8 protein-coding genes and 1 tRNA gene are annotated in these 12,086 nt (G+C 62.4%); all 9 read right to left on the bottom strand.

The window, feature by feature from the left end:
- Window positions 1-107: 107 nt before the first annotated feature.
- The 9 genes from G5S35_RS22655 to G5S35_RS22615 all read right to left on the bottom strand — a co-directional run bounded on the left by G5S35_RS22655 (window position 108) and on the right by G5S35_RS22615 (window position 11,970).
- Window positions 108-1,754 carry a trimethylamine N-oxide permease gene (locus tag G5S35_RS22655; RefSeq protein WP_124260464.1) on the bottom strand — a complete coding sequence of 549 codons (1,647 nt, stop codon included), beginning with the start codon at window positions 1,752-1,754 and terminating at the stop codon, window positions 108-110.
- 218 nt (window positions 1,755-1,972) lie between these two features.
- Window positions 1,973-2,923 (bottom strand): choline ABC transporter substrate-binding protein, encoded by a 951-nt coding sequence (locus G5S35_RS22650; protein WP_065060026.1) that lies wholly within the window; start codon window positions 2,921-2,923, stop codon window positions 1,973-1,975.
- A 418-nt stretch (window positions 2,924-3,341) separates the two neighbouring features.
- Window positions 3,342-4,532, bottom strand: a complete 1,191-nt coding sequence (locus G5S35_RS22645; RefSeq protein WP_183039074.1) for a lytic transglycosylase domain-containing protein — start codon at window positions 4,530-4,532, stop codon at window positions 3,342-3,344.
- 332 nt (window positions 4,533-4,864) lie between these two features.
- A tRNA-Ile gene (locus G5S35_RS22640) sits at window positions 4,865-4,952 on the bottom strand.
- Between the two features lie 160 nt (window positions 4,953-5,112).
- Window positions 5,113-7,521, bottom strand: coding sequence for an RNA polymerase sigma factor RpoD (gene rpoD, locus G5S35_RS22635; RefSeq protein WP_183039073.1), 2,409 nt, complete (start codon window positions 7,519-7,521; stop codon window positions 5,113-5,115).
- Window positions 7,522-7,684: 163 nt separating this feature from the next.
- Window positions 7,685-9,586 (bottom strand): DNA primase, encoded by a 1,902-nt coding sequence (gene dnaG / locus G5S35_RS22630; RefSeq protein WP_065059951.1) that lies wholly within the window; start codon window positions 9,584-9,586, stop codon window positions 7,685-7,687.
- A gap of 123 nt (window positions 9,587-9,709) precedes the next feature.
- Window positions 9,710-10,156: a GatB/YqeY domain-containing protein gene (locus G5S35_RS22625; protein ID WP_065059952.1), complete on the bottom strand. Its 447-nt coding sequence runs from the start codon at window positions 10,154-10,156 to the stop codon at window positions 9,710-9,712.
- Window positions 10,157-10,439: 283 nt separating this feature from the next.
- Entirely contained in the window at window positions 10,440-10,652 is a 213-nt protein-coding gene (gene rpsU / locus G5S35_RS22620) for a 30S ribosomal protein S21 (RefSeq protein ID WP_065059953.1), read from the bottom strand.
- Window positions 10,653-10,752: 100 nt separating this feature from the next.
- Window positions 10,753-11,970: a BaiN/RdsA family NAD(P)/FAD-dependent oxidoreductase gene (locus G5S35_RS22615; protein WP_183039072.1), complete on the bottom strand. Its 1,218-nt coding sequence runs from the start codon at window positions 11,968-11,970 to the stop codon at window positions 10,753-10,755.
- Window positions 11,971-12,086 lie beyond the last annotated feature (116 nt).

The raw sequence follows: 12,086 nt of genomic DNA, 5'->3' as shown, positions 1-12,086 counted from the left end.
GGCATTTTTTATGATGCTGAGGAAATAAAAAGACGCCGCGTCGAATCGGTGACAAAAACCGATTCGACGCGGCGCGATTCAATACGCCATTAACGGCGCAAAACAGTTCAAACGCTCGCGGCCCAATGATGCGAAAGCGCAATCGTCAACGCCGCCGCAATCAGCGCGCCATACGGTGCAAGATTGAACCAGATGCTCCGCTTCGGCACGACCACTTCCATATCGAGTGCACTTCCCGCCGGAAATCGCCCGCGGTCCTGCAAATAATGACGAAACGCGAACACGGGCACGATCAGCAGCATCGCAATCAGACCATCGCGCAACGTGCCCTCGCCTTGCAGATTCGCGCCCGCGCCCACGAATACCAGATTCGCGTAGCCGCACAGCGCGCCCAGCGCGAGCAGCCATGTCGGGCAGCGGAACGGGCGCTCCCATTTGCCGCGATCCATGCGGTGTATCCAGCCCGATTGCAGATTGAGAAACACGAACAACATATAGCAGACGTTGGAAATCGACAGCACCGTCATATAGTCCGACATGGCGAGCAGCACGAGATTGAAACCGAGATCAGTCCACATTGCGGCCGTCGGCGCACCGTGCTCGTTGACGCGCGAAAGATAGCGCGGCAGCCAGCCATCGATCGACGCCTGATACAGCGTGCGCGACGATCCCATCATCGACGTCATGACGATCAGCAGAATCGACAGCATCAACATGACGACCACGGCATTGCCGACCCATGCGCCGCCACCCACCATCGTGGCCATCGCCGTGCCTACGCCGGTGCCATCGCCAATGCGCGGATCGAGCATGGCCTGCATGCCCAGCGAGCCCTGGAAGGCGAGCGGAACGAGCGTCATCACGACGAGACACAGGGCGCCCGACCAGAAGATCGCGCGCGCCGTGTCGCGACGCGGATCGCGGAATTCGCGCGTATAGCACACCGCCGTTTCGAAGCCATACGAGGCCCAACCGGCCATGAACATCGCGCCCAGTGCCATCACCACGCCCTGTCCGTTCCATGCGCCGAAGAACGATGCGGCGAGATTGCCGTGCGCGTCGTGGCCGAGTGGCAGCAAGGGAAAGAGATGCGTGGCGGGCACGTCGCCCGTAATGAACGGCACGAGACCGACGATCAATAACGGCGTGAGCGAAGCAATGCCGAGTATCTTTTGCGTCTTCGCGGCCTTCGAAGCGCCGCTATGTTGGAGGCGAAACGTGATGAGCAGAAACGCGGCGGCGATCAGAAACGTTGCGTTGATGCGCAGCGTGAGGCCCGGCTTGATGAAGTCCAGATGCGCGAGCGTCAAGCGCCATTGCAGGATCGCCGCATCGGGCGAGAACAGGGCGGCGAGCGCGTAATTCGCGGCGAGTCCGCAGCCGAGCGCGAGCATGGGCGACCATGCGAGCCAGTTGCACCACACCGAAACGGGCGCAATCATCTTGCTGTAGCGCACCCAGCCAATCGCGCCATACACCGACGCGCCGCCCGATTTATGCGGAAAGAGTCCGGAAATTTCCGCATACGTTGCGCTCTGCACGAGGCCCATCGTGATCGACGCAATCCAGATCGCCCACGCGGGCTGACCGATGGTCGCGCACACACCGCCGATCGTGAACAGCACGCCCGCAGGCACGCCACTCGTCACCCAGAATGCGTCTTTCCACGTGAGGCCGCGCTGCAATGCGTGGCCCTGGGCGCTGCGAGCGCCGGCCTCGTCGGCCGAGCGCGGACGAAATCCCGCTTGCTCCATCTGCCTCCTCCTCTCGCTGAACGCTAAACAACCAAAATCACCGGGCCAATAGGGAGAAATCGGGAAGCACGGTCATGACGCTGCGTGAAAGCGAATGCGCGAAGATGCAGACGCGCACGCTATTCAACACGTATTTGCAGGCGCTTTTCACGCACACCGACTCCCTATGCCGCCGCGCGTACTCGCAAGAGGCGCGCCCGGCTCGATGCCTGGTCGAGTCAGTTCGCGCCGAGATAGGCGCGCACAGCGGGCAAACCGGGCTTGCCGTCGAGTGTCGTGACGCCCGCCAGCCATTTGTCGAGCACTTGCGGATTGCTCTTGAGCCAGTCGGCCGCCGCCTTGTTGGGATCTTCCTTGTTGGCGATCGGCACCATCAGATGATTTTCGATGGCGGTGGTGAATTGCAGATTCGAAACGAATTTCGCCACGTTGGGGCAACGCGCGCTGTAATCGGGCGGTTCGGCCGTGAGCACGCGCGCCGCGCCGTAATTGGGACCGAACACGTCATCGCCGCCCGCGAGATAGTCGATCTTCATCTGCACATTCATCGGATGCGGCTCCCAGCCGAGAAACACAATCCACTGCTTCTCGCGCACGGCGCGATTCACCTGCACAAGCATGCCCGCTTCGCTCGACTCGACCAGCTTGAATTTGCCAAGGCCATATTGATTGCCGTCGATCATTTTCTGAATCAACTGATTGCCGTCGTTGCCCGGTTCGATGCCGTAAATGCGGCCCTGCAATTTGTCCGCGTATTTGGCGATGTCCTGAAACGAATGCAGGCCGCCTTGATAGACGTAATCGGGAACCGCCAGCGTGTATTTGGCGCCGGTGAGATTCGGCGTTTGCAGCACCTTGATGGTGCCCGCCTTCTTGAACGGCTCGATGATCGGGTCCATCGTCGGCGACCAGTAACCGAGGAATACGTCGATCTGCTTGCTCTTGAGTCCAGCGAACGTGATCGGCACCGAAGCGATCGTCTTCGTCGGCGCGTAGCCCAGGCCCGCGAGTATCGTCGAGGCGACGCCCGTGGTCGCAGCGATATCGGTCCAGCCGACATCGGCGAAACGCACGGCCTTGCACTCAGCCGGATCAGCGGCGAAGGCGCTCGAACAGGCGGCTGCGGCAAACAGGAGCGCGCAGGCTTGCAGTGTCTGGAATCGGCACATCTTGTTCTCCTCGAGATTGCACAGCGTCGGTCGGTTCCGCATGGACGGGCCGCCGCGACGCCGTGCAGCCCATGACACATGGTCGTCCGGCAAAAAGCCGGTCAACGTAGCAATTGCGACGAGCAATTGCGCGGAAACGACAAGACCTGCCGGCAATACGCGCAGAACAGGGGTTTATGTTGATTGAACGATCAATTTACCTGCGAAGGAACAGGCGATGCTTTCAGAGCGATTTCGGAACGGTGGCGGGACTCGATGCGCGATCGGACCGATTGCGGCGTGATCCGATATACACCGGATAATCATCAGGATATCGAAATAAATAAAGCGAATGGCTCGATAAGATTCATCGAGTCATTCGCTTTAGGGGCGCTTACAACACGGCAAATGCCGTATCCGACGGACTAGCCCGCTTGGCTTACTTCGTGACGTACCAGAGCGCGCTGGTGCCCGGGTTCGAGGCGGCCGGTTTCGAGGCGGGTGCGAGTGCGGAGTTCGACGGTGCGGGATTCGAAGGCGCAGTCACCGCCACCGGCTCGACTTGCGCCGCAACCTTTGACGACGCAGGAATCGGATGCGACATGGTCGCGTACCAGAGCGCGTCGGCCGATTTATCGGCTGCGTTGCGCGCGCCGGCTTGCGGCGCAGGCGACGGCGCCGCGCTGCTCGCCCCATTGGCCGCCGCGTTGCTTGCCCCATTCGCCGCCGATTGCGTGGGCAATGGAGGCAGCGTGCCGGTTCGCTGCGCGGTCGCCTCCGCGCCGCCGATCTGGAAAATGAGCCGCTGCTCCGATGACACGATCACCGCATACGGCGGCTGCGCTTCCCAACGCAGCACGACACGCCCGCGCGGCGTATCGGCGAAGATCGCGGGCACACGCTTCATATCGCTGAACTGGACGTAGATCTTCGCGCCGTCGTCGAACACCTGCACGGGTTTCGCACCATCCGCGCCCGACACCGCCCAGCCGAAGTTGTACGCGCCAGGCGGCGCTGACGCGATCGCTGACGAGCCGGGCTTCGCCATCAACGCCGTCGGCACGCGCGGCGCGGCGCCCGCGTGCGGCTGGTTCACCTCCAGACTCGCAAACGGGTTGTAGTCCTGAGGCGGAATATATGAAGGCGGCAGAATAGGCATGGACGAATCCGGCGAACTGGAAAGCGATTGGGCAGCAGCATAAACCTTACGCGCATACGCGAGACGCTTATCCGCCGATGGGGAGTTATACGCGCCAATGGCATTCCATGTCGGGCCGAATTGGCGAATATTTTCCGCGAGTATCCAGGCGCCGACATAAGCATTGGTACAGGGATCGAACAGACTCTGCTCGGTAATACCCTCCTGCGCGAGCCGCGGCAGCCATGAACTGTTGATCTGCATGAGGCCGATATCGACCGTGCCATTGCTGTTGGTGTTGATGACGCGCGTTTGCGTGCCCGACTCCACTTGCGCAATGGCGCGCATCAGGCTCACGTTGACGTGCTGAAAGGCAGCGGCGTCATCGATGCAATCCGCGAAGGCGAGGCCCGGCATCGCGCAGGCGATCAGCGCGCACAGCAGACCGCGGCCGAATGCGGCCGCCATCGAAATGATTTTCTGGTACTGCATGTTCTTTGAATGCCCGGTTCGCGCGTGGGTGAGCCGCGTTTGAATCGCTGCGTCTCACTTGTGTTCAATCGTAATATCGGCCGATTTTAAAAAGGTTTGATGATAAATGCCAATCACGGGTAAGCGCGCTGATTCAGAGCGCATCGAAATCGCGAAGAAAATGGCGAAATGAATTCGGGCGGGGTTGCGTGACGCGTGAATGGCGCTGAGCGGCGCCGAATGGTGGCCGAATGGTGGCCGAATCGACGAGGAAATAAAAAACCGGCCATGAAGGCCGGTCTTTTATGGGCGTGAATCCCACAGATTCACGCGTAATGCGAGTGCGTATAACCTGGTGGGCCGGGTGGGGTTCGAACCCACGACGTCCTTTCGGAGGCGGATTATGAGTCCGCTGCCTGCAACCAACACGGCGTCCGGCCCAACGACGCTACAACAAAGACAGCGTCAACAAAAAAGCCCGGTCTGCCAAAGGCCGGGCTTTTCGACGGCAGGCCGACATACTACACGAAACCGGGCCAGCCTGACCATCCGATCCCTGCTTTCGCTTGCGATAACTCCGAATCGCAAGCGCGCAAAGCGATCAATTGCCTTCGAGGAACGACTTGAGCTTGTCCGAGCGGCTCGGGTGACGCAGTTTGCGCAGCGCCTTCGCCTCGATCTGGCGAATCCGCTCGCGCGTCACGTCGAACTGCTTGCCGACCTCTTCCAGCGTATGGTCGGTGCTCATCTCGATACCGAAACGCATGCGCAGCACCTTCGCCTCGCGCGGCGTGAGCGAGTCGAGCACGTCCTTCACCACGTCGCGCATCGAAGCGTGCAACGCGGCGTCCGACGGCGCCACAGTGTTGGTATCTTCGATAAAGTCGCCCAGATGCGAATCGTCGTCGTCGCCGATCGGCGTTTCCATGGAGATCGGTTCCTTCGCGATCTTCATGATCTTGCGGATCTTGTCCTCCGGCATTTCCATCTTCTCGGCGAGCGTGGCCGGATCCGGCTCGAGACCGGTTTCCTGCAGGATCTGCCGCGAAATGCGGTTCATCTTGTTGATCGTCTCGATCATGTGAACCGGAATACGGATCGTGCGCGCCTGGTCCGCAATCGAACGCGTGATGGCCTGACGGATCCACCACGTGGCGTAGGTCGAGAACTTGTAGCCGCGCCGGTATTCGAACTTGTCTACCGCCTTCATCAGGCCGATATTGCCTTCCTGAATGAGGTCGAGGAATTGCAGACCGCGGTTCGTGTACTTCTTCGCAATCGAGATCACGAGACGCAAATTGGCCTCGGTCATTTCGCGTTTGGCCTGTCGCGCCTTCAGTTCGCCCGCCGCCATCTGGCGATTGGTTTCCTTGAGGTCCTTGAGCGGCAGCACCACGCGCGCCTGCAGATCGAGCAGGCGCTGCTGCTGTTCGCGGATCGCCGGAATATTGCGCGACAGAATCGCGCTATACGCGTGGTTCTCGCCGACGATCTTCTCGGACCAGTCGAGGTCGGTTTCATTGCCCGGGAACCGGGCGATGAACTCCGAGCGCGGCATGCCGCACTTGTCCACGACCGTGTGCAGGATCTGGCGTTCGACCTGGCGCACTTCGTCCACTTGCGCGCGCAACGTGTCGCACAGACGCTCGACGGTACGCGCCGTGAAGCGGATCGACATCAGCTCGGTCTGGATGGTTTCCTGCGCCTTCAGGTAGGCCTTCGACTTGTAGCCTTCCTTTTCGAACGCGCGGCGCATCTTGTCGAACCATTCGCTGATGAGCGCGAATTTTTCGAGCGAGGCGCGCTTGAGCGCTTCGAGCTGCGCCGCGTTGGCCGTCGCCTGCGCCGCGCCGTCGTCGTCCTCTTCCTCTTCTTCCTCTTCCTCTTCGTCTTCCTCGCTTTCGTTCTCGATCTCTTCCGCTTCCTTGGCGTTGAAGCCGTCGGTGTCTTCGGCGTTCGGATCGACCAGGCCGTCGACGAGCTCATCGACGCGAATCTCGTCGTTCGCGACGCGCTCGGCCATGGCGAGGATGTCGGCAATCGTGGTCGGGCAAGCGGAGATCGCCATGACCATGTGCATGAGGCCGTCTTCGATACGCTTGGCGATTTCGATTTCGCCTTCGCGCGTCAGCAGTTCGACCGTGCCCATTTCGCGCATGTACATGCGCACGGGGTCGGTCGTACGGCCGAATTCGGAGTCGACGGTCGAGAGCGCGACCTCGGCTTCTTCCTCGACTTCGTCGTCGGAAGAGGCGTTCGGTGCGTTGTCGTTGAGGAGCAGCGTTTCGGCATCCGGCGCCTGTTCGTAGACGGCGACGCCCATGTCGTTGAACGTGCTGATGATGCCTTCGATCGCCTCGGTTTCCGTGAAATTATCCGGAAGGTGATCGTTGATTTCGGCGTAGGTGAGGTAGCCGCGCTCCTTGCCAAGCTTGATGAGCGCGCGAAGCTTGTTGCGACGTTCCTCGAGTTCCTCGACGGTACCGGGCTGCGACGACGCGAACGCGTCTTTCAGCAGCGCCTTTTCCTTCGCTCGCCGGTCGCGCGCACGGGTGGTCTTCTCACCCTTGGCCGCCGGGGTGGGCGTGCTTTCCTCGCTCTGGTTTGCGTCGTCATCGACGGGCACTTCATTCAGCTTTTTCGTCATGGAGTTCGCCGTACCGGCTGTAGTCTCGACTCGCGGCTGTTGGACATCAGCCTCTTGAACCGTGGATACTGGAGCCTCGCGCTCTGCCGCATCGTCCGCAACGGCAGGCACTTGCCTTGCACTACTCGGACCACCGGACCGCTTCGTTGCCGGATGAGTTGCAGCTTTCGCCGCACGGGTTGGCGCCGCTCGCGCGGCCGAAGCAGCCATGGCTTTCTTCCGGACTGCGGGTACTTCATGACTGGCGGTTGCCGCCTTGCGGCGGGAACTGGCGGATGGGGCGTCCTGGGCATTCGTGACCTTGCCGGTCGGCTCCGTCGAGCCTGTGCCTGTCGCCTTTTTTCCGCCTGTAGTCTTTGCCATTGCCATTCCGCCCCTTGCTGGAAACTGGACACCTTTCGGCATCACCCGGCGAAACGACCTCCGAGTGATACTTGAGCTGCCCGCCCGGAAAAAACAAAAACAAACCGCTGAAAACCTTTTATTATAGCACGCACGGTAATAATCACCCCCGCACACGCCTCCCTTACAGTCCGAGCTGACGTTTCATGTCAGCCCGCGTCTGATTCAATTTAACGTATTCGGCCAATTCTTCAGGCGTGTGCCTCGATTGCCGCGAAAGCACGTCCAGCCGTTCGCTGCAGGCGTCGAAGCGCATTTTGAGGATGGCAGCCGTCATTTCCTCGCTCACGAGCCGTTCCTGCTCGCGGCGCTCCTCCTGCACGGCACCGTCTTCTGGATTTTTCATCAGCAAATCCCGAACGTTTTCATCATAGTCCAGAATTTCGCGAAAAATCTCCTCGAACGTGGGGGCGTTAGCCCCATTGCGCAAGAGATCCGAAAGCAACTGGAACTCCGCCGCGTCGCCCAGCGCACGCGCATGGGTGGTCACTTCCTCGAACAGCTCGCCGTGGCGCGTGAGCGTGATGAGCGCCTGTTCGGCCTCCTCGTCGAGCTGCGCCACGATGCGCGGATACATCACGAGGTTGCGCAGCGCCTTGCGCTCGATACCGGTCACGAGGTGCCGGTCCTTGCGCGCGGGCGCCTGGCGCGCCGCCTGGGCGATGCGCGCGTCGACCTCGCAGAGTGCCGCCACTTCCTCGAACGGCACGTCGAGCCGGTCGGCGAACATGTGCATGATCTGCGCACGCAACGCGTTCGCCGGCAGCGCCTGGAGCAGCGGCTTGGCGTCGAACAGCGCGCGGGCGCGGCCTTCCGGCTGATCCAGCTCCTTGCCCGCCAGCACTTCGTTCAGCATGAACTGCGACAGCGGCATGGCGCGGTCGACCTGCTCCTTGAACGCCTCCGTGCCGAATTCGCGCACGTAACTGTCCGGATCGTGTTCCGTGGGCAGGAACAGGAAGCGGATCGTGCGGTTGTCGGCCGCATGCGGCAGGCACGCGTCGAGCGCGCGCCGCGCCGCGCGCCGGCCGGCCGAGTCGCCGTCGAAGCTGAAGATCACCGTATCGGTCTGACGCATCAGCTTCTGCACGTGGATCGGCGTGCAGGCGGTGCCCAGCGTGGCCACCGCGTTCTGAAATCCGAGCTGGGCGAGCGCGACCACGTCCATGTAGCCTTCGACCACCAGCACGTAATGCTGTTCGCGAATCGCGAGACGCGCCTCGAACAGCCCGTACAGTTCGCTGCCCTTGTTAAATAGAGGCGTTTCGGGCGAATTCAAATACTTCGGTTCGCCGCCGTCCAGCACGCGGCCACCAAAGCCGATCACCTGCCCCTTCACGTTGCGGATGGGGAACATCACGCGGTCGCGGAAGCGGTCGTAGCGGCGCGCCTGGCCCTGTGCGTCCTGCTTTTCGCTGACGATCACGAGGCCGGCTTCGACGAGCGAGTCGTCGCGATAATCGGTAAACGCGGTTTCGAGGTTCTGCCATCCATCGGGCGAATAGCCGAGCCCGAAGCGGGCCGCGACTTCGCCGGTCAGGCCGCGTTTTTTGAGGTACTGGATCGCATTGGGCGCGCTGCGCAACTGCTTGCGGTAGTAGTCGCAAGCCGTCTGCATGATGTCCGACAGCGCGTTCGTGACCGCTTTCGAGACACCGGGCGCATAGCCGCCCTCACCGCTCTGGCCGCCCTGTCCGGGGCGGCCGCCGCCAAAGCCACCGCGCATCGGCGACGGTTCCTGCGGCACGGTCAGGCCGACCGACTGCGCGAGTTCATTGACGGCTTCGGGGAACGTGAGCCCGGCGTGCTCCATCAGGAAGCCGATGGCGGTGCCGTGGGCGCCGCAACCGAAGCAGTGATAGAACTGCTTCGTTGGACTAACGGTAAACGATGGGCTCTTTTCGTTGTGGAACGGGCAGAGACCCATGAAATTCGCGCCGCCCTTCTTGAGCTGCACGAAGCGTCCCACCACGTCGACGATATCGACGCGGTTTAGCAGATCCTGCAGGAACGAATGCGGAATCATCGGGGCCTGGTCGCTCGGTTGGCGTAAAACGGGGGCGCGCTTGCGCGGCGCCCATGACGGGCAGTCGCCTCGCCGCGGCGGCAGGCTGTCATGCAGACGCCGGCGCCGCGCGAGAGCGTGCCGTTACTTCGAGAGCGCGGCCTTGACGAGACCGGAGACGGCCGTCATGTCGGCGCGGCCGGCCAGCTTCGGCTTGAGCACGCCCATGACCTTGCCCATGTCCTGCGGGCCCGCCGCGCCCACCTGGGCGACCGCGGCCTGCACTTCGGCGGCGATTTCGGCGTCCGAAAGCTGCTCGGGCATGTAGGCAGCCAGAACGACCAGCTCGGCCTGCTCCTTTTCGACGAGGTCCGCGCGCGCGGCGGCTTCGAACTGGCTGATCGAGTCCTTGCGCTGCTTGATCATCTTGTCGATGACCGCCGTAATGCCCGCGTCGTCGAGCGTCACGCGCTCGTCGACTTCACGTTGCTTGATGGCGGCGAGCAGCAGACGAATCGTGGCGAGACGCTCGCTTTCGCGCGCGCGCATCGCGGCCTTCATGTCGTCGTTGATCCGGTCTTTGAGACTCATCACTCACCTGAATTGCGTTGGTTGCAGAAACCCGGAAAACCGGGGCAGTGAGGTCGTCCTGCCGAAACATCGTAGCGAAGCATCGGAGAAACGCAAAAGCGAATGCAAAAACCCGCCTGGAAGCGTTTCCAGGCGGGTCGGTGCGGATTCGGCTGGGTTGCGACCACACCAGAGAACAACACGGCGCGCGACGGGATCCTGCAGGAACCCTGCGGGCCGGCGCGCCGCGCTGCTTGCGCCGTCATGGATTTCCGCGGACGGAACGGCCATGGCGGCGCGGAAATCAGTACATCTTCTTCGGCAGCATCTGGCTGCGCAGACGCTTGAAGTGCCGCTTTACCGCCGCCGCCTTCTTGCGCTTCCGTTCAGCCGTAGGCTTCTCGTAAAACTCACGCGCACGAAGCTCGGTCAGCAGCCCGTTCTTCTCGATCGTGCGCTTGAAGCGCCGCATGGCGACTTCAAAGGGTTCGTTTTCTTTTACGCGGATGGTCGTCATTTTCCAATAACGGATCGGGGGTAAAGAGGATCGAGTATAGCAGAGGGTTTTTCAAAAGACAGGTAAACGTCGAGCCCGTTTTACCCGCCTCAAAACCCGCTCAAGCCGCGCCGGTAAAAGCTGCGGCGGCTTCGCCCGCCGCCACGCCGGAGGCCCAGGCCCACTGGAAGTTGTAGCCGCCGAGCCAGCCCGTCACGTCCACCGCTTCGCCCACGAAATAGAGTCCCGGCACGCGCTGGCTCATCATCGTCGCCGACGACAGTTCGCGCGTATCCACCCCGCCGCGCGTGACCTCGGCCTTCTTGTAGCCCTCGGTGCCGGTGGGCGTGAGCGTCCACTTCGCGAGGCCGTCGCCGATGCGGCGCAGCGTCTTGTCGGGCAGATCGGCAATACGCGCCTCCAGCGGCACCTGATGCGTCTCCAGCCAGGCGTGCGCAAGCCGCGCCGGCACCCACTCGGCGAGCAGATTGCCGATCTGGCGCTTCGTCGCGCCCTTCGCCTCGATCAGCGCCTCGGTGGCGTCGCGATCGGGCAGCAGGTTCACGCGGATCGGTTGCCCAGGCTGCCAGAAGCTCGAAATCTGCAGGACGCCGGGGCCGGACAGGCCGCGATGCGTGAACAGCAAGTCTTCGTCGAAGGCGCCGCCGGTCTTGCGCTCGCCCGTCGCCACGTTCACCTCCAGCGAGACGCCCGCGAGCGGCACGTACGGCGCCCATTCGTCGTGTGCGAAGGTCAGCGGCACGAGCGCCGGACGCGTGTCGATCAGCTTGTGGCCGAACTGTTTGGCGACGCGATAGGCGAAATCCGTCGCACCGATCTTGGGGATCGACAGACCGCCCGTGGCGATCACGAGCGCCTTCGCCCTGATCTGGCCCTGCGGCGTGCCGAGCACGAAGCCCGTGTCGTCGGCGTGGCCGACCTGCTCGACCGGCAGCGGACGGCGCCACGCGACGCGCCCGGCGTCGCATTCGGCGCGCAGCACGTCGATGATGGCTTCGCTCGACTGGTCGCAGAACAATTGGCCCTTGTGCTTCTCGTGCCACGTCACGCGATGCTGGCGCAGCAGCGCGAGAAAGTCGCGCGGCGTGTAGCGCGCGAGCGCCGAACGGCAGAAATGCGGGTTGTTCGAAAGATAGTTGGCGGGACTGGCGTGCAGATTCGTGAAATTGCAGCGTCCGCCGCCCGAGATGCGGATTTTTTCCGCGAGGCGCGGCGCGTGATCGATCAGCGCCACGCGGCGTCCCTGCTGGCCGGCCACCGCCGCGCTCATCATGCCGGCCGCCCCTGCGCCGATCACGGCGATGTCGAATGATTCCATGGCGCGCATTTTACCTGTGCGGCCGCTCGCCATCGCCCGCCAGCCGTCTTGCGCGTGCGCTGCTATACTTTCAGGCTTCCCTTTTACTTTGTTTTAGCGACGGTTCGCGCCTCTTT

It is taken from the genome of Paraburkholderia tropica, from assembly GCF_014171495.1.
Taxonomy (GTDB): domain Bacteria; phylum Pseudomonadota; class Gammaproteobacteria; order Burkholderiales; family Burkholderiaceae; genus Paraburkholderia; species Paraburkholderia tropica.
This window is presented reverse-complemented; position numbering and strand designations above follow the sequence as displayed.

Coding starts and splice junctions, on each gene's coding strand:
- rpoD (WP_183039073.1), bottom strand. CDS start 7,521: ATGGCAAAGACTACAGGCGGAAAAAAGGCGACAGGCACAGGCTCGACG.
- G5S35_RS22645 (WP_183039074.1), bottom strand. CDS start 4,532: ATGCAGTACCAGAAAATCATTTCGATGGCGGCCGCATTCGGCCGCGGT.
- rpsU (WP_065059953.1), bottom strand. CDS start 10,652: ATGACGACCATCCGCGTAAAAGAAAACGAACCCTTTGAAGTCGCCATG.
- G5S35_RS22615 (WP_183039072.1), bottom strand. CDS start 11,970: ATGGAATCATTCGACATCGCCGTGATCGGCGCAGGGGCGGCCGGCATG.
- G5S35_RS22625 (WP_065059952.1), bottom strand. CDS start 10,156: ATGAGTCTCAAAGACCGGATCAACGACGACATGAAGGCCGCGATGCGC.
- G5S35_RS22650 (WP_065060026.1), bottom strand. CDS start 2,923: ATGTGCCGATTCCAGACACTGCAAGCCTGCGCGCTCCTGTTTGCCGCA.
- dnaG (WP_065059951.1), bottom strand. CDS start 9,586: ATGATTCCGCATTCGTTCCTGCAGGATCTGCTAAACCGCGTCGATATC.
- G5S35_RS22655 (WP_124260464.1), bottom strand. CDS start 1,754: ATGGAGCAAGCGGGATTTCGTCCGCGCTCGGCCGACGAGGCCGGCGCT.